This window comes from Sphingobacterium kitahiroshimense, from assembly GCF_025961315.1.
GTDB classification, from domain to species: Bacteria; Bacteroidota; Bacteroidia; order Sphingobacteriales; family Sphingobacteriaceae; genus Sphingobacterium; species Sphingobacterium anhuiense.
On record NZ_JAOQNK010000001.1, the window covers coordinates 3,673,558 to 3,691,544 of the forward strand.

At 38.8% G+C, this 17,987-nt stretch carries 13 protein-coding genes, 2 tRNA genes and 3 rRNA genes; 10 read left to right on the forward strand and 8 right to left on the reverse strand.

The features are described from left to right. Positions 1-75: 75 nt before the first annotated feature. The 8 genes from M2265_RS16300 (at position 76) to M2265_RS16335 (ending at position 9,524) form a co-directional block, all read left to right on the forward strand. Positions 76-152: transfer RNA gene (locus tag M2265_RS16300), tRNA-Ile, on the forward strand. Between the two features lie 79 nt (positions 153-231). Beyond that, a tRNA-Ala gene (locus tag M2265_RS16305) sits at positions 232-305 on the forward strand. Between the two features lie 263 nt (positions 306-568). Beyond that, a 23S ribosomal RNA gene (locus M2265_RS16310) occupies positions 569-3,456 on the forward strand. A gap of 93 nt (positions 3,457-3,549) precedes the next feature. Continuing rightward, positions 3,550-3,661 (forward strand): 5S ribosomal RNA (gene rrf / locus M2265_RS16315). An 80-nt stretch (positions 3,662-3,741) separates the two neighbouring features. Beyond that, positions 3,742-3,853 (forward strand): 5S ribosomal RNA (gene rrf / locus M2265_RS16320). 219 nt (positions 3,854-4,072) lie between these two features. Next, a complete protein-coding gene (locus M2265_RS16325; RefSeq protein ID WP_132770034.1) occupies positions 4,073-5,131 on the forward strand; it encodes an efflux RND transporter periplasmic adaptor subunit in 1,059 nt (352 codons plus the stop codon). A 9-nt stretch (positions 5,132-5,140) separates the two neighbouring features. Beyond that, positions 5,141-8,218, forward strand: a complete 3,078-nt coding sequence (locus M2265_RS16330; RefSeq protein WP_132770033.1) for an efflux RND transporter permease subunit — start codon at positions 5,141-5,143, stop codon at positions 8,216-8,218. Position 8,219: 1 nt separating this feature from the next. Then, on the forward strand, positions 8,220-9,524 hold the full coding sequence (locus tag M2265_RS16335; RefSeq protein WP_207902415.1) for a TolC family protein: 1,305 nt from the start codon (positions 8,220-8,222) through the stop codon (positions 9,522-9,524). Between the two features lie 37 nt (positions 9,525-9,561). On the opposite strand, the gene M2265_RS16340 is transcribed toward M2265_RS16335, so the two are convergent. The 4 genes from M2265_RS16340 to M2265_RS16355 all read right to left on the reverse strand — a co-directional run bounded on the left by M2265_RS16340 (position 9,562) and on the right by M2265_RS16355 (position 12,661). After that, entirely contained in the window at positions 9,562-9,951 is a 390-nt protein-coding gene (locus tag M2265_RS16340; RefSeq protein WP_021190742.1) for an SRPBCC domain-containing protein, read from the reverse strand. Between the two features lie 223 nt (positions 9,952-10,174). Continuing rightward, the gene (coaBC, locus tag M2265_RS16345; protein WP_132770031.1) at positions 10,175-11,386 is read right to left on the reverse strand and encodes a bifunctional phosphopantothenoylcysteine decarboxylase/phosphopantothenate--cysteine ligase CoaBC; all 1,212 of its coding nucleotides are present in this window, start codon (positions 11,384-11,386) and stop codon (positions 10,175-10,177) included. A gap of 20 nt (positions 11,387-11,406) precedes the next feature. Continuing rightward, positions 11,407-11,736, reverse strand: coding sequence for a DNA-directed RNA polymerase subunit omega (locus M2265_RS16350; protein WP_132770029.1), 330 nt, complete (start codon positions 11,734-11,736; stop codon positions 11,407-11,409). Next, a complete protein-coding gene (locus tag M2265_RS16355) occupies positions 11,720-12,661 on the reverse strand; it encodes an outer membrane protein assembly factor BamD (protein ID WP_132770027.1) in 942 nt (313 codons plus the stop codon). The genes M2265_RS16350 and M2265_RS16355 overlap by 17 nt, the downstream gene beginning before the upstream one ends. A gap of 229 nt (positions 12,662-12,890) precedes the next feature. On the opposite strand from M2265_RS16355, the gene M2265_RS16360 reads away from it, so the two are divergent. Together M2265_RS16360 and M2265_RS16365 are read left to right on the forward strand one after the other, a co-directional pair. After that, the gene (locus M2265_RS16360) at positions 12,891-13,172 is read left to right on the forward strand and encodes a NifU family protein (RefSeq protein ID WP_021190738.1); all 282 of its coding nucleotides are present in this window, start codon (positions 12,891-12,893) and stop codon (positions 13,170-13,172) included. A gap of 62 nt (positions 13,173-13,234) precedes the next feature. Beyond that, positions 13,235-13,867 (forward strand): hypothetical protein, encoded by a 633-nt coding sequence (locus M2265_RS16365; RefSeq protein ID WP_021190737.1) that lies wholly within the window; start codon positions 13,235-13,237, stop codon positions 13,865-13,867. Between the two features lie 8 nt (positions 13,868-13,875). Here the strand turns inward: M2265_RS16365 and M2265_RS16370 are convergent, their stop codons facing one another. From M2265_RS16370 to M2265_RS16385, 4 genes are all read right to left on the reverse strand, one after another. After that, a complete protein-coding gene (locus M2265_RS16370; protein WP_021190736.1) occupies positions 13,876-15,105 on the reverse strand; it encodes an FtsX-like permease family protein in 1,230 nt (409 codons plus the stop codon). Between the two features lie 5 nt (positions 15,106-15,110). Then, entirely contained in the window at positions 15,111-15,752 is a 642-nt protein-coding gene (locus M2265_RS16375) for an MBL fold metallo-hydrolase (protein WP_132770025.1), read from the reverse strand. A gap of 82 nt (positions 15,753-15,834) precedes the next feature. Continuing rightward, complete coding sequence (locus M2265_RS16380) at positions 15,835-16,578, reverse strand: shikimate dehydrogenase family protein (protein ID WP_132770023.1); 744 nt, start codon at positions 16,576-16,578, stop codon at positions 15,835-15,837. Beyond that, entirely contained in the window at positions 16,579-17,985 is a 1,407-nt protein-coding gene (locus tag M2265_RS16385) for a tetratricopeptide repeat protein (RefSeq protein ID WP_132770112.1), read from the reverse strand. Positions 17,986-17,987: the final 2 nt, after the last annotated feature.

Here is a 17,987-nt window from a genome sequence, read left to right on the forward strand (position 1 = left end):
GAAACAAATAAGAAACATTTGAAGAAATGTGCCCATCCCTGAATTGGATGGTCCAGAGAGATAGAATGATAAGCTAGTCCCGTAGCTCAGTTGGTTAGAGCACTACACTGATAATGTAGGGGTCAGCAGTTCAAATCTGCTCGGGACTACCATCTAGATTTGAGATGACAGATATGAGATCTGAGACGTAAAGTCTGCTTTCTCTGTTCCGGAATCTATAATCTACACCACGGGGAATTAGCTCAGCTGGCTAGAGCACCTGCCTTGCACGCAGGGGGTCATCGGTTCGACTCCGATATTCTCCACATCCTTAGACGTGGGACACAGGATAAGAGACATTAGACACTTTATAGTTTCTGATATCTCAGATCTGATATCTCCGATCTAAAAGAAGAGTTCTTTGACATATTGAAAGAAAAAAAATTACAAGAGAAGACAACAGTAGAGACAATACTGTGATGTGCTCGATGTATTATGAAGACCCTCGGTCAAGGCCGAACGGATTAATGCGTAGCATCACGGTTATATATCAAAAAGCAACCCATAGTAGCAAAAGGGCTATGAGGTGAAGAAAGTAAATAAGGGCACACGGGGGATGCCTAGGCTCTCAGAGGCGATGAAGGACGTGATAAGCTGCGATAAGCTTCGGGGATTAGCAAATGTGAGTTTGATCCGAAGATTTCCGAATGGGGCAACCTAGCATACTGAAGGTATGTTGTAAAATACGCGAACGCGCTGAACTGAAACATCTAAGTAGGCGTAGGAGAAGAAAATAATAATGATTTCCCAAGTAGTGGCGAGCGAACGGGAAAGAGCCCAAACCAATAATGTTACGGCATTGTTGGGGTTGTAGGGCTGCGATGTGGCATTAGCAAACAGAAGTGGAATGGGATGGGAAGCCCAGCGATACACGGTGATAGCCCTGTACACGTATAGAATGCTAGCCTAGCAGTACCCTGAGTACCGCGGGGTCGGAGACGCCCTGTGGGAATCTGTCAGCACCATCTGATAAGGCTAAATACTCCTGAGAGACCGATAGTGAACTAGTACCGTGAGGGAAAGGTGAAAAGAACCTCGAACAGAGGAGTGAAAAGAACCTGAAACCGTGTGCTTACAAGCGGTCGGAGCTGGCAGGTCCAGTGACGGCGTGCCTTTTGCATAATGAGCCTACGAGTTACTCTTGTCTGGCAAGGTTAAGTGGTTCAGCCACGCAGCCGAAGCGAAAGCGAGTCTTAATAGGGCGCATAGTCAGATGAGGTAGACGCGAAACCTTGTGATCTACCCTTGGGCAGGTTGAAGTTGCAGTAACATGTAATGGAGGACCGAACCGATAAACGTTGAAAAGTTTCCGGATGACCTGAGGGTAGGGGTGAAAGGCTAATCAAACTGGGAAATAGCTCGTACTCCCCGAAATGTTTTTAGGAACAGCGTCGGCATGGAGTCTTATAGAGGTAGAGCTACCGATTGGGTGCGGGGGAGTCAAATCCTACCAAATCCAGACGAACTCCGAATGCTATAAGATATGGCCGGCAGTGAGGCTTTGGGTGCTAAGGTCCAAGGCCGAGAGGGAAAGAACCCAGACCATCAGCTAAGGTCCCTAAATATACGCTAAGTTGAACTAACGAGGTCCGACTGCACAGACAGCTAGGATGTTGGCTTGGAAGCAGCCATTCATTTAAAGAGTGCGTAACAGCTCACTAGTCGAGCGGTCGGGCGTGGATAATAAACGGGCATCAAGTGTATTACCGAAGCTATGGATTCATGCATTATGTGTATGTCTGGTAGGGGAGCATTCTATTTACGGAGAAGCGGTCTGGTAATGGGCCGTGGAGTTGATAGAAAAGCAAATGTAGGCATAAGTAACGATAAGGCGGGTGAGAAACCCGCCCACCGAAAGACTAAGGTTTCCTGATCAACGCTAATCGGATCAGGGTTAGTCGGGGCCTAAGGCGCATCCGAAGGGAGTAAGCCGATGGACAACTGGTTAATATTCCAGTACTTTTTATAACTGCGATGTGGTGACGGAGTAGTGACACTGCCGCGGACTGACGGAATAGTTCGTTAAAAGGCGTAGGTATAGGGACGGTAGGCAAATCCGCCGACCCTGCTGAAACCCAATAGTACAGCAAAGCTTCGGCGGCGCTGATAGAGCAGGTAAACAGACTTCCAAGAAAACCCGCTAAGCTTCAGGTTATAAAAACCCGTACCGTAAACCGACACAGGTAGTCGAGGAGAGAATCCTAAGGTGCTCGAGTGAATCATGGCTAAGGAACTCGGCAAAATGGCCCTGTAACTTCGGGAGAAGGGGCGCTTCCTCCAGCGATGGAGAAGCCGCAGTGAAAAGGCCCAGGCGACTGTTTAACAAAAACATATGGCTTTGCAAAATCGAAAGATGAAGTATAAGGCCTGACACCTGCCCGGTGCTGGAAGGTTAAGAGGGGATGTCATCGCAAGAGAAGCATTGAATCGAAGCCCCAGTAAACGGCGGCCGTAACTATAACGGTCCTAAGGTAGCGAAATTCCTTGTCGGGTAAGTTCCGACCTGCACGAATGGTGTAACGATCTGGGCGCTGTCTCAGCCATGAGCTCGGTGAAATTGTGGTATCGGTGAAGACGCCGATTACCCGCAACGGGACGGAAAGACCCCATGCACCTTCACTATAGCTTAACATTGAAATTGGGTACAGGATGTGTAGGATAGGCGGGAGATGTTGAAGTGGCTTCGCCAGGAGTCATGGAATCAACCTTGAAATACCGCCCTTTCTGTATTCGGTTTCTAACTCGGTTATGCCGAGGACATTGTTTGGTGGGTAGTTTGACTGGGGTGGTCGCCTCCAAAAAGGTAACGGAGGCTTTCAAAGGTAAGCTCAGTACGCTTGGTAACCGTACGAGGAGTGCAATGGCATAAGCTTGCTTGACTGTGAGACCAACAAGTCGAACAGGGTCGAAAGACGGACATAGTGATCCGGTGGTTCTGTATGGAAGGGCCATCGCTCAAAGGATAAAAGGTACGCTGGGGATAACAGGCTGATCTCCCCCAAGAGCTCATATCGACGGGGAGGTTTGGCACCTCGATGTCGGCTCGTCACATCCTGGGGCTGGAGAAGGTCCCAAGGGTTGGGCTGTTCGCCCATTAAAGTGGCACGCGAGCTGGGTTCAGAACGTCGCGAGACAGTTCGGTCCCTATCTGTTGTGGGCGTTGGAAGTTTGAGTGGATCTGTCCTTAGTACGAGAGGACCGGGATGGACTGACCGCTGGTAAACCAGTTATGCCGCCAGGTGTACGGCTGGGTAGCTACGTCGGGAATAGATAAGCGCTGAAAGCATCTAAGTGCGAAACTAGCCACGAGATGAGACTTCCTTATAGGGCCGTAGTAGACTACTACGTTGATAGGTTGCAGGTGTAAAGGTAGAAATACCATAGCTGAGCAATACTAATCACCCGAAGCTTTCTCAAGCAACGCAAACACTGTTGTCTTCCTCTTTTAGTTTTTCTTTCAATTGTCTATAGATAATGCTTTTTATAGAGCATATATCACATAAAAACATTTTAGGTGCCTATATCGGCGGTGTCTACCTCTTCCCATTCCGAACAGAGAAGTCAAGCCCGCCAGAGCCGATGGTATTGCCGTAACAGGTGGGAGAGTAGGTCGGTGCCTTTTTTTATACAGAATAGCCTTTTAACAAGGCTATTTTGCTTTAATCTGATTTGTTTACATCAACATTGTTGATTCAAAATATTTTAGGTGTCTATATCGGCGGTGTCTACCTCTTCCCATTCCGAACAGAGAAGTCAAGCCCGCCAGAGCCGATGGTATTGCCGTAACAGGTGGGAGAGTAGGTCGATGCCTTTTTTTATACAGCAAAAAGCCTCTAGAATTATATTCTAGAGGCTTTTTGCTGTATAATGCTTTTTTATAGATCTGTAATTGTACAATTGGAATTTATAATGGTATTATTTATTCTGTTATTATCATAACAATATTACGAAGTTCTACTTATTTAGTCGTTAAATTTTTATAAACTTGAATATTGAAATGTATTTTACGCATTTCTATATGCTATACTGGATTATGAAAATTAAATATATTGTCATTGCGCTACTAATTCTTGTATTTGGATACTTGATCTGGCAAAGAATAACGACAAATAAAGAGAAGAATGAAGTTCCGACAGCCGGAAAAGGAAAAGCGGCTACCATGTCTGTATATGGTGCTGTTATTTTTGCTGAATCGTTCGCTGATAACCTTAATCTGACAGGTACCATTGAACCAGATGAACAAGTGGAAATTCGTTCTGAGGTTTCTGGATTAATAGATCAATTAAATTTTTCTGAAGGAAGTCGCGTAAACAAAGGTGCTATACTTGTGAAAATCGTTGCCTCAGATTTATTAGCACAATTAGAGCAAGCTAAAACAAGAACGCAATTGACTTCGGAAAATGAACGAAGAGCAAAACTGCTACTGGAGAAAGAGGCGATTAGTCAAGAGGAGTATGATATTGCAAGTGCTGATTATAGAACGGCGAAATCGCAAATCGCATATATCGAAGCACAATTATCTAAAACATACATACGGGCACCATTTTCTGGAATAATTGGTTTGCGATCTGTATCTAAAGGCGCATATATCACTCCTACTACCCCTATTGCGAAACTTGTAAAGTCAGATCGTGTTAAATTATCATTTGCGATCCCAGAAAAGTATGTAAGCAGAGTGTCGGTGGGTAAAAAGATTTCATTTACAATTCCTGAATCTAAGGAGGTTTTTGCAGCAGAAATTTTTGCTATTGATCCTGCTGTTGATTTGACAACTCGAACTTTACTAATAAAAGCTCGTGCTGATAATTCAAATAATAAATTTGTTCCTGGTGTCTTTGTGAATGTGATCTTACCACTGGAGAGCATTGATGATGCTTTAATGGTTCCTTCCGAAGCACTAATTCCTATACAGAATGGAAAGAAAGTATTTGTTGTAAAAGAGGGGAAAGCAAGAGAGGTGATTGTAGAAACAGGAGGAAGAACTAAGGATAAGGTGAATGTATTGTCTGGTTTAATGAACGGTGATACTGTTTTGACTACAGGAGTAATGTCGCTGAAGAATGATGTTAAAGTGAAGGTTACATTACGTTAATCGTGTTATATGAGTTTATCTACAACAAGTATTAAACGCCCAGTATTAACTATTGTACTGAATTTGATGTTGATCTTATTTGGTATCATTGGTTATTCCTACTTGGGTGTACGAGAATTCCCTTCTATTGACCCGGCTCAAATATCGGTTAGGACAAGTTACGCTGGTGCTAATGCCGATATTATCGAGTCTCAGATTACGGAACCTTTGGAGAAGGCTATTAATTCCATCGATGGGATCCGAAATATTTCCTCATCGAGTAATCAAGGTACTAGTAATATAACGGTGGAATTTAATCTAGGTAAAAACCTAGAGGAAGCGGCAAATGATGTGCGCGATAAGGTGTCACAGGCTGTTCGAAGTCTACCTCAGGATATTGATGCAGCACCTGTGGTATCAAAAGCTGATGCAGACTCTGAACCTATTATTACCATGACAGTGCAAAGTTCTGAAAAGAATATTTTGGAATTGTCTGATTATGCTGAAAATACGATTTCACAGCGTCTTCAAACAATTCCAGGGGTTAGTTCGGTACAAATCTGGGGGCAGAAGAAATATGCTATGCGACTTTGGCTAGATCCAGTCAAATTGAATTCTTATGGTGTTACTGTTCTGGATGTGCGATCTGCTTTAAACCTACAGAATGTTGAATTACCTTCTGGTAAATTAACGGGTTCTAACACGGAGCTGACAGTAAAGACCATCGGTAACTTGGCTTCGGAAGAGGAGTTTAATAATATTATTATTAAATCGACAGGAAATAGTATTATCCGTCTGAGTGATGTTGGGAAAGCTGCGCTAGAGGCTGAAAATTTCGAAACTAAAATGTCTGACTCAGGATTACCCATGTTGAGTATGGCTGTGATCCCACAGCCCGGTACGAATTATCTGGAAATTGCAAAAAGTTTCTACAAGGAATTTGATCAGTTGAAAAAGGACCTCCCTGATGATATTGTCATGAAAATAGCGCTTGATAATACGCTTTTTGTTAAGCGTGCTGTTCTAGAAGTCGCGGAAACATTATTGATTTCTGTTGTACTGGTGGTCCTCATCATTTTCTTATTCTTTCGGGATTGGTCGATTGCATTTCGACCTTTAATTGATATACCTGTTTCATTAATTGCTACATTTTTTGTGATGTATCTCTGTGGTTTCTCGATTAATGTGTTAACGTTATTAGCGATCGTTCTTGCTACAGGACTTGTTGTTGATGATGGTATCGTCGTCACAGAGAATATATTTAAGAAAGTGGAAGAAGGTATGTCTCCTATTCAGGCGGCTATTAAAGGTTCTAATGAAATTTTCTTTGCTGTTATATCGATTTCTATTACACTTGCCGCTGTATTCTTACCAGTCGTGTTTTTAGAGGGATTCGTAGGTCGGCTTTTTAGGGAGTTCGGAATCGTTATTGGAGCTGCTGTACTTATCTCAGCATTTGTTTCCTTAACATTAACTCCGATGTTGAATGCTTATTTAATGAAGGGCGGAGAACAGAAGAAAACTAAATTTTATGATCGGACAGAACCTTATTTTGTGGCGCTAACAGATGGATATGCAAGTTCTCTGATAAAATTTTTGAAAAAGAAATGGATCAGTTATCCAATTGTTTTAGCTTGTTTTGGTCTTATTTATCTTTTCTTTAGCTTATTACCAAAGGAAACGGCTCCCTATGACGATAGAAGCTATCTGACAGTGCGAGTCACTGCTCCTGAGGGTGTATCTTATGATTATATGGATCGTTTTATGACTGAATTAACAACTCTTGTCAATGATTCAGTTCCTGAAAAAGATGTCAGTTTGGTGATTACTTCTCCCGGATTTGGGTCAGCCGCGGCTAATAGTGGTATGATTCGTCTTGGTCTTGTACAGCAGGAGGACCGAGAGCGTACGCAGGCGGAAATAGCACGTGATTTGTCCCGTTTAACGCGATCTTCTTCTGAAGCTAAGGTTTCAGTTATGGAACAACCGACTATCTCTGTGAATAGAAGAGGAGGGCTACCTGTTCAATATATTATACAGGCTCCTAATTTTCAGAAGTTGGAAGAGAAAATACCTGAATTTATGGACGCGGTGAATGATGATCCAACTTTTTCAATCTCTGATGTTAATTTGAAATTCAATAAACCTGAGCTTTATGTCAATATTGACCGTGAAAAGGCCCTAAGTTTAGGTGTTTCTATATTAGATGTTGCTCAAACATTACAAATGTCTCTTTCTGGACAGCGATTTGGGTATTTTATGATGAATGGGCGTCAGTACCAAGTTATTGGTCAGTTTGATAAAAAAGATACGAGTACGCCACTCGACCTTGCCTCGATCTTTGTTAAGAACAAGGATGGACAATTGATTCAGCTGGATAATATTGTAAAGATTGAGGAACGGAGCAGCCCTCCTCAGCTATATCATAATAATCGCTACATGTCTGCTACTGTTTCTGCTGGTTTAGCCCCAGGAAAGAGTTTAGGAGAAGGAATAGAAGCAATGGACCGGATTAAAGCCAAGGTACTGGATGAGACTTTTACGACAGATTTAGGTGGTGAGTCGAGAGATTTTAAAGAGAGTGGATCCAATACAATGTTTGCCTTTGGTTTGGCTTTACTTTTAATTTATTTGATTTTAGCAGCGCAATTCGAAAGTTTTATTGACCCTTTCGTCATTATTATTACAGTACCACTAGCCGTTGCAGGAGCATTATTTTCACTTTGGTTATTTGGTCAGTCTTGGAATATATTTAGTCAGATTGGAACGATTATGTTGATTGGACTGGTAACGAAAAATGGTATTCTAATTGTAGAATTTGCCAATCAGTTAAGAGAAGAGGGGAAATCTAAATATGATGCAATTGTTGAGGCTTCTGCTGGACGATTACGCCCGATTTTAATGACGTCTTTAGCAATCGCGCTTGGAGCATTGCCGATTGCCTTGTCATTGGGAGCAGCCTCTACAAGTCGTATAGGAATGGGCGTTGTTATCGTAGGAGGAACTATGTTTTCACTCGTATTGACTTTATTTGTGATTCCTGCAATCTATTTAATGTGGTCTAGAATAAAGAAACACAATCCTGAACTGACGAATATTGAAGATTAATATGAATAAGATTTTTTATCTACTAGCCTTGCTTTTTATTCCTGTAGGCAGTGCTTTCTCACAAAATGTACTTACTGCTCACGATGCAGTTGCTATAGCTATGGAAAATAACTTTGATGTATTGTTGACAAAGAAGGATGTGATCATCGCTAAGGAAAATGCAACATATGGGAATGCTGGAATCTTACCAAATCTTACTGCAAATTTTAGCCAGAGCAACAGTAATCAAAATTCCAAGCAAACACAAAGTACAGGTGAGGTGAGAGAGTTGGAAAACGCAAAAAATAACAGCATGAATTATGGTGTTAGTTTAGGCTGGACCATTTTTGATGGCTTTGGTATGTTTGCGAGGTACGAGAAATTGAATCAACTGAAAGCAAGGGGTGACCTCGAGTTGAAATCGGTCATTTTAACGACTGTTGGCGATGTGCTGAATATGTATTATACAATTGTTCTGGAAGAGAATCTTTTGCACACCATAGATTCTTCAATAGTTATTTCCACTGATCGTTTAAAAACGGCAGAAAATCGTTTTCAAATTGGAAAAGCTTCTAAATTGGAAGTTCTCAATGTACAGGTGAACTTAAATGCGGACCAATCCTTGCGATTAAAAAAATTGGAAACAATTGCCAATTTGAAAACGGAGTTAAATAGATTGATGGCTCGGGATTTAACGATAGATTTTGAGGTTCAATATGAGTTTCAATTCAATGAGAATTTGGAAATTAATGCTTTACTAGAACAGGCTACTAATCAAAACATCGAGCTCCAATTAATCAAATTGGATAAACGTTTGGCCGAGCTGGAGCAAAAGGATGTCCGCTCGAAACGCTTACCTGTTGTTCGTCTTAATTCTGGCTATAACTTTTCGTCATCAGAATCTAGTTTGGGATTTGTTTCTCAATCTAATGCAAGAGGTTTGACTTATGGTGTAACGGCATCGATGAATATTTTTGATGGTTTTAATCAACGGAGGAGTGAGCGAGTGGCTAAACAAATGGTGGAAAAAGCCTCGATTCAAATTGAGAGATCCAAAGAACTCATTAATGCCACTATTTTGAAAGCATATCAAAGCTATGTGACAAATATCAGCTTAGCTAAACTGGAAGAGCGAAATGAAAAAATCGCAAAGCAAAATTTAAATATAACTTTAGACAAGTATAAGATAGGTACGATAAGTGCAGTTGAATTTAGAGATGCTCAAGAAAACTATGTAAATGCTATGAGTAGGCTTAAAGAGGCTAGCTATCAGGCTAAGCTGTCTGAGATAGGTTTAAAAGAATTAGTCGGTAACTTGGACCTCTAACTCTTTTATAAATAAGCTAAGAGCCTTAAAAGGGCTCTTAACGTCCATCTTCTGTATAGAAGTCTAATAAAGAGCTCATGTATGGATCATCCCATCCATCAACAATATCATCATAAGCTTCATCAGGTATATTGACGTGGTTTATCTCGACTGAAGTTCCTTTTTTGTGTTCATGTAGTTTGATGGTAACAATGGAATCAGCCTCTTCTTCTCCAAAATACCATTGCTGAACAATCGTTTTATTGGGAACCAAATCGATAAATTTTCCTGTGATAGCACCATCCCACATCGAGAACTCACCACCGATAACAGGATCGATTTCTACTAAATCACCTGTCCAAAGACGTATGGTAATGTCCGTCGTCAGTGCTAGGTATATTTCTTCTGGCTCTGCAGGTATTATATAATATTTTTTGAAATCTTTCATAGCACAAAAATACGTTAATTATGAAAGAGTGCCTTCATCTATTTTAATCTTTTCTTGAATGAAAAAGGCTCTTGGAAAATATTTAGAAAACTGTTATTTGTTTTATGATGGGGTGATCTAACAGGGAACAGCTTGGTAAGAGCTCGTGCAATATCTGATCAGTTTTAATTATGATGGAATAGTATCTTGTTCGGCTTTTGAGGAGAAGCTATAGTTAATAGTACTATTTTTGAGTTAAAATAGGGTGTTGTACGATCAGTTGACAAATATCTTTTGCAACATCTTCTTTTGATTTTAATGTAAATTCTTGAATATGCTGAAAACGGTCAATTACAGTTACTTTATTGGTATCTGTTGCAAAACCTGCTCCTTTATCCTGCATTGAATTTAAGACAATGAAATCCAGGTTTTTACGTATTAATTTATCTTTTGCATGCTCAACTTCGTTATTTGTTTCTAAAGCAAAGCCGATTAAGAGCTGTTTTTCTGTTTTCTTAGTTCCGATAGATGCTAGAATATCTGTCGTTTTCTTGAGTGCAATGGAGAATTGATCTTCTTTCTTTTTTATTTTCTGCGAAGCAACTTCGATCGGAGTATAATCCGCAACAGCAGCACTCATAACAATAATGTCTGATTGTGAAAAATGTTGTACGACAGCTTCAAGCATTTCATGTGCAGAAGTAACTTGAATACGATCTACGTTTTGCGGGGCGTCTAAAGCGGTAGGTCCACTGATTAAGGTTACCTTAGCACCAAGAGCTACAAGCTGTTTTGCTAAAGCATAGCCCATTTTTCCACTAGAATGATTCCCAATAAATCGTACAGGGTCTATCGCTTCATATGTAGGTCCAGCAGTGACTAATGCATTCCTTCCGCTTAAAGGGAGTTGAGGAGAAAAGCTTTGCGTAATAAAATCTAAAATTTCTTCAGGTTCTGCAAGTCTTCCTTCTCCAATTAAGCCGCTAGCTAGTTCTCCATTACCTGGATGAATTATTCTGTTTCCATAGGATTGGAGTAAGCGGATATTGTTTTGAGTCGAGGGATGTTTCCACATGTCTAGATCCATCGCAGGAGCTATAAACACAGGACATTTTGCAGATAGGTAGACCGCAGTTAACAAGCTATCACAGATTCCATTTGCGAGTTTTCCAATAGTATTGGCAGTTGCTGGTGCAACCAGTATCAGATCAGCTTGTAATCCGATATGGACATGATTATTCCATTCCCCTGTTTTAGGATCGAAATAATCGATTAAAACGGGGTTATTTGAAAGGGTTGACAACGTGAGTGGCGTAATAAATTCAGCCGCTTCTTTTGTCATAATGATCTGAACATTCGCTTTTTCTTTAACTAGCAGTCTAGTCAAATGTGCAATTTTGTATGCGGCAATACTACCGCATACAGCAATCACAATATTTTTTTTAGCTAAGCTCATATCAACTGAGATAAAGCAAATTATTCTTGCTCTTTAGCGGGATTTCTGAAATAAACCTTATCGTGTAAGAATTCATCAATCGCAATAAGTGTAGCTTTTGGCATACGCTCATAGTGTTTTGAGATTTCAATTTGCTCACGGTTTTCGAATACCTCTTCTAAGTTATCATTGTTAGTAGCAAATTCTGCAAGTTTGCTGTTCAACTCCTCTTTGATGTCAACAGAAATTTGATTAGCACGTTTGCTGATCACTACGATTGACTCATAAATATTGTCGGTAACGGTGTCTAATTGTCTTAAATCACGAGTTACAGTTGAAGTTGCTACAGTGCTGTTATTTTTTTGACTCATTTTTTTGGGTATTATCTTTATTATCTTTATTTTCTTTAGCGGCTATTGCTGCTTTTCTTTCTTTTTCTTGTTCGGCTATGGCTTTATTAACAGTTGCCATGTAGGTCGCCGCAGTTTTCATTTTTTTCTCGGCGCTATCACGAAGAGATTCAACTTCCTTCATATATTTGCTATTCGGGAATGACATTGCAAAAGAGCGATAATAGTCAATAACTTCAGAAAAGCGATCTGCTTGCTTGACAGGACTACTCTGAGTTGCAAGTTTATACTGAGACTTTACCGTAAGGTACTCAATTTCTTCTGCATACTTGGTATCAGGATAGGCTTTCAATACATTTTGCAATGCAATCACAGCAGCTCTATAGTCATCGTTTAATCCCATGTCATAGAGCAACCTAGCATTTGAAAATGCTTTAAGCTCTAATTTATCACGCAGCTTTTGAATTAATTCACCAGCTTCTTTTGCCCTTTCAGATTCAGGATACAAATTGACAAATAACTGTAGTGCATCGATTGCTTTCCTTGTATTCTCTTGGTCAAGACTTGACTTTGGAGAATCTAGATAATAACAATATGCAGACATAAAACGACATTCTTCGGCTCTAGGACTATTGGGATAAACATCTGCGAAATCTTTAAAATGATAACGTGCAGAGGTATAATCCTTTAGTCTGTAGCTTGCAAAAGCTGTGAAATAATATAAATTTTCTGCTTCGGCCTGTCCTCTAAATTTAGTTCTTAAATCTTCGAACAATATTAAAGCCTTGCTATATTTTTTGTTTTCGTATAGTTTTACCGCTTCTTCGTACTTCTGAGCGATATTATTGCTTGCTCGCAACTTCTCAAACTTACTCTTACAGCTACTGAACGATACCAATAACAAAATTCCGGCACATAAAGCCGCTATACGCCTATTTAAAAACATTTTACAAAGATAAGTGAATTTGTAATACTAATCAATTAAATTTTTATGTTGCAATATAGTGCAATATTGGAAGCTATACAATGAATTTAATCATATTAACTTTTTTTAACCATAAATTCTGGAATGTTAATACTATTGTCATTTGCTTGTTTAAAAACAGTATCAATCGGATAGTCTTCTTATCATTTTAGTAAATTTTGATTATATTTACATTCAAATTGTTTTTAGTATGACATTAAAAGAAAGAGTTGAACAAGCATTGGATACAATTAGACCGTATTTGGAAACTGATGGTGGTGATGTTAGTGTGGAAGAAATCACTGCAGATAATGTTGTTCGTTTGAAATTATTAGGAGCATGTGCTTCATGCTCTATGAGTATTATGACTTTTAAGGCTGGTCTTGAACAAGCTATTAGAAAGGCTGTGCCTGAAATTACTGCTGTGGAAGCGATTAATATTACGGACATGAATGACCCTAATGCTAGTTTGCCGACACCTAAGGCATTATAATTGACCGCTTTAATTAACACAATTTAACAGCAGTGTAACTGTTAATGTCTTAGATTTGTGCTATGAAATTCAACTACCACTTTATTTTTGTTCTATTTTTCATCCTCTCTGGGTATGCTTCATATTCCCAAGAGCGTAAAATCTTGCAGTTTAGTGGTATTGTAGAAACGATTAGCTCTGGTCTTCCTGTGGGCTATACAACTATAACGAATGAAAGCTTTCGCAATGAAGCCTATATGGCCAATAACGAGGGCTTTTTCTCTTTTGTAGCGCATGTCGGAGACACGCTCCGTTTTACATCTGTCGGTTATGAGACCTTAAGGTATGTTATTCCAAATATTCAGGGTGATCGTTTGTCCACTGCGATCGTTATGAAAAATCTGATTACGGAGTTACCGATGGTGACACCTTATCCTTGGGCAAGTATTGAGGAATTTAACATTGCATTTATGAATCTGGAGGTTGATTCAGACAATATTATTCGTGCGAAGCGAAATTTGTCGAAGGAATCTTTAGATGCTTTGGCAGCTAGAGTACCTCGAACTGCCGATGAGATGCATAATTATAATGTAAATGATAATCATCGCAGTATGAATAATAAAGTTATTAATCAGCGGTATGCGAATCCTCTATTAAACCCTTTTGCTTGGGGCAGCTTAATTCAACAAATTTCCAAAGGGAAAAAAGGGAAGTAAACTATCCTTTATTCTGTCGCTTCTAATTTATTTAATTCCAGTACACTTATTTTCGAAGTAAAATAGGCAATTAATCCGGCTATACTTGTTATGGTAAAGAAGACGATGACAAAGTCTGTCCAACGGATTGCAATGGGGTAGCTGTCAATTAACATATTAGCTCCCTCTTCCACTTTTATGATACCATAGTTTATTTGTAAATAACAAAAGATGTAACCAATTAGCAAGCCCGTTACACAACCCACTAAGGATATCATTAGTCCTTCATAGAAAAATATTCTTTGTATTAACGAGCTGTTAGCACCGAGATTCTTTAAGATGTTCATATCTTCTTTTTTATCTAGTACGAGCATGGTTAATGATCCTACAATATTGAAAAGGGCAATTATACTGATCAATGTCAAAATAAAAAATACGGCCCATCTTTCAACGCGAACATTTTTATAAAGAGTCGGATTTTGTTCTTCCCTGTTTTTTACAACATATTTTTCTCCAAGATCCGTCTGTAGTTTCTTTTTGAAATGTTGAAGATTTGCTTTGTCTTTTATATAAAATTCAATTGCTGAAACGCGATCATATTCTCCAAGCACTTCTTGTGCAAAGGAAATTGGGGTGATAATTAAATTGTCAAAATCTTGTTGACTTTTTAATATTCCTTTTGGCTGTATAGATCTGATATTAAATTCATCGGCAGGATTTGCTGCATTTTTAGCTCCCTTTCTAGGTGAATATACATCAATATTACGGAGGCCACCGTGAATAGATACGCCCAAGTTTGCTTGAACACCTGCTCCAATAACGGCAGATGGAATACTGTCAGTTTGCAAGGTATAACTTCCACTTATTAATAAACTGTCTTTGCTTTTATGGTCTATTGAATTTGCCTGAATACCTTTAATAGTACCAATATACTGGCGGTTATCGTATTCCAATAGTACCTTTTCCTGCAGTACTTCGGTGTAATCGATTACATTGGAATCTTTCTTTAGCGCAAGGATAGGAGGTTGATTTGCATCAAACAGCTTTCCTTGGGCAGGTTCTATCTTTATTTCTGGCACAAATTGGCTGTACATGGAAATTATCAGGTTTTCCATACCGTTAAATGAAGAAAGTAAGATAATGAGTGCCGCACTGCTTACCATAACGCCAACGATGCTAATACCTGATATAATGTTGATCGCATTAACAGATTTTTTTGAAAATAAGTATCTTTTAGCAAAAAGGTATGGTAAGTTCATTGTGATTAGCCTCTAATAAATGGATTGGTCGCTTTTTCAAAACCGATGGTCGTAGTCGATCCATGCCCAGGATAAATAGTAACTTCATCGGGAAGTATATATATTTTTTCCTTGATATTCTTTAATAACAAATCATGGTTACCTCCTGGAAGATCTGTTCTACCAATGCTGTTTTTAAATAAAACATCGCCGCCAATCAGAAATTTTTGCGGCTCACTATAAAAGCATAAATGAGCAGGGGAATGACCAGGAGCAAATATAATTTTCAATTCATGATCACCAATCTTTATCACATTTTCTTCAGTAAGAAATGTTTCTCCAATCGGGGAGATATCATACCTGAAACCCATTTGTGGAGCATAGTTCTGTACCTCGATCAATACCGGAAGTTCTCCCTCATGAAACTGGGGATAAAGACCATAAGTGTCAAATATAAATCTATTACCTAGCACATGGTCAATGTGACAATGTGTATTTAATAAGATCTTTGGATTTAAACTATTTTGCTCAATGAAGTCTGTTAACGTTCTTTCATCAGCAGGTCCATACATGCCGGGATCAATGATGACACAGTTTTTTTGTTCATCATAAATGACGTACGTATTTTCTTGGTAAGGGTTAAAGGTAAAAGTCTTGATCTGCAACATAATTTGTAAAAATAAAGTTTTATTTCGAATGTAAGGTATTCAACTGATCTTCTATAAGGCCACTGTGAATGAATAATTATAATTACAATTCATTCCAAATTTCCCAATTTTTTTCTGCCTGAAGTTCTAGCATTTCCAGTCCATTCTTAATTTTTGCACCATTGTTTTTCCCTTTTTTAAGAAATGCGGTTTCTGCTGGATTATAAACAAGATCGTATAATAAATGCTTATTGCCAATATATTCATAGGGAATATTGGGCGCATCTTCCATATTAGGGAAAGTTCCGACAGGCGAACAGTTAATAATAATATAATGTTCATTGAGGATGTCGGCATCAAGTTCGCTGTAAATCAGATTATTTTCACTTTTATTCCGGCTAACAAATTTATAAGTAATTCCAAGTTCATTTAATGCATACTCCACAGCTTTCGCTGCACCCCCATTGCCTAGAATCAATGCTTTTGTATGTTGCTCTTCCAGGAGTGGTTTCAGCGATTCTTTAAAGCCGTAAACATCCGTATTGAAGCCTTTTAAGTAAGGTCCTGACGGCGTATGTTTAATCTGAATACAGTTGACCGCCTGAATTGCTTCGGCCTCAGGAGATAGCTCCTGAAGATAAGGTAGCACATTGATCTTATGTGGTATTGTTACATTAACACCATAAAAGTTTTGATCGTTAAAAATCCGTTCAAATTCCCGAATGTCTTCTATACTATATAAATCATAGTTAATATCTGTAATAATTTCTTTATCAAATTTATCCAGATAGTATTTTTTAGAAAATGAATGTCCTAATGGAAAACCGATGAGTCCTAATTTCTTCATTTATTTAGGAGTATATTTTTTTATGATTTCTGAAATAATATGATTTCCTTGCAATTGCGGAAGATAATCAAAAAGAATATAATGTTTTTCAGGGTCGGTTGCCAAGCCTAATTCAAGAAAAACTATAGCATCATTGTACTTGCCATTAGCAAATAAATAGGCTACCATTCTAAAATATAATTCGGCAGCTTCTGGGTTATTCGTAATAGCCTCCGATACAATTTCAATTGCCTCATCTACTTTATCTTGTTCAAAGAAGATCGAAGAATAATCTAACCAGGCATCAACATCTAACGGGTTTAATGCGACAACCTTAGCATAGGCTTCTTGTGCAAGATCAATCTGTTTTAATTTATAGCGAGCATCCGCGATTGCAAACCAGTAATCTGGATTAGCATCGTCAAGTTCAAGTGCTTTTTTATAAAAATGGAGTGATTCAAAGTGTCTTTCTTCAAAGTCTAGTGTAACGCCTATCCCAAACCAGGCATCAGCTAAATCACCGTCCATTTTGACTGCTTTTTTATAGAAAACTCGAGCTTCTTCCATTTGCTCTAATTTTTCTAGGCATTCTCCTATAGCACAATAGGTGTCGGCGCTAGGTTTTTCATATTCAAAAGTTTGTTTATAGACCTCTAGAGCCTCCTGATAACGATCAAGGTTTACTAAAGCATTTCCTTTATTGAAGTATGCTGAAGAAAAATTTTCTTTAATTAAAATAGCATAATCGTAAGCATCAATAGCTTCCGGATATTGCGTCAGCTTGTGATATGCGTTACCTAGGTTATACCAGGCATAATAAGAGTAAGGCTCTGAATCGATGTATTTTTTATAAAACTCTACGCTCTCCTCTTGTTTGTCCAATATGTCATAGCAGTAAGCGAGTTCATAAAGTGCTTCCTGATTTTCCATATTGAGTTCTAGCGTTTTCTTTAAATAGTAAATCGCTTTTTCAAAATCACCTTCTCCCTGATAAACTACGCTAATGTGGAAATAGATTTCATCTTTATTGTCAGAGAGGCTCAATGCTTGGAATAATTGTTCCTTAGCTTCGTTAAATTGCCCTCTAGAACCATAGACTCCGCCTCGGATAAAAAAAATATCTCCTTCAGAGGGTTCTAACAATTCCGCTTTTGCCAGTGCATGCAACGCTTTATCAAATTGCTGTGTTGAAGAATAGAGTTGTGCCTGTTTGAGTAAAAATGTAATATCAAAAGGGTGCTGATTAATTGCATAATCGGCAACCTGTAATGCTTTTATAGGATCATTTTTTTCAATGTAATAGTCTATAATCCCTTCAAATGCTTTGGAATCAAAGAAATATTGGTCTTCGTTCCTAATCATTTCTTCGTACCGATCCACCGAGATTTTTCTTTCCTCAGGGGATTCAAAATCAAATTCCTCTTCCATCA

Coding starts and splice junctions, on each gene's coding strand:
- M2265_RS16325 (WP_132770034.1), top strand. CDS start 4,073: ATGAAAATTAAATATATTGTCATTGCGCTACTAATTCTTGTATTTGGA.
- M2265_RS16330 (WP_132770033.1), top strand. CDS start 5,141: ATGAGTTTATCTACAACAAGTATTAAACGCCCAGTATTAACTATTGTA.
- M2265_RS16335 (WP_207902415.1), top strand. CDS start 8,220: ATGAATAAGATTTTTTATCTACTAGCCTTGCTTTTTATTCCTGTAGGC.
- M2265_RS16340 (WP_021190742.1), bottom strand. CDS start 9,951: ATGAAAGATTTCAAAAAATATTATATAATACCTGCAGAGCCAGAAGAA.
- coaBC (WP_132770031.1), bottom strand. CDS start 11,386: ATGAGCTTAGCTAAAAAAAATATTGTGATTGCTGTATGCGGTAGTATT.
- M2265_RS16350 (WP_132770029.1), bottom strand. CDS start 11,736: ATGAGTCAAAAAAATAACAGCACTGTAGCAACTTCAACTGTAACTCGT.
- M2265_RS16355 (WP_132770027.1), bottom strand. CDS start 12,661: ATGTTTTTAAATAGGCGTATAGCGGCTTTATGTGCCGGAATTTTGTTA.
- M2265_RS16360 (WP_021190738.1), top strand. CDS start 12,891: ATGACATTAAAAGAAAGAGTTGAACAAGCATTGGATACAATTAGACCG.
- M2265_RS16365 (WP_021190737.1), top strand. CDS start 13,235: ATGAAATTCAACTACCACTTTATTTTTGTTCTATTTTTCATCCTCTCT.
- M2265_RS16370 (WP_021190736.1), bottom strand. CDS start 15,105: ATGAACTTACCATACCTTTTTGCTAAAAGATACTTATTTTCAAAAAAA.
- M2265_RS16375 (WP_132770025.1), bottom strand. CDS start 15,752: ATGTTGCAGATCAAGACTTTTACCTTTAACCCTTACCAAGAAAATACG.
- M2265_RS16380 (WP_132770023.1), bottom strand. CDS start 16,578: ATGAAGAAATTAGGACTCATCGGTTTTCCATTAGGACATTCATTTTCT.
- M2265_RS16385 (WP_132770112.1), bottom strand. CDS start 17,985: ATGGAAGAGGAATTTGATTTTGAATCCCCTGAGGAAAGAAAAATCTCG.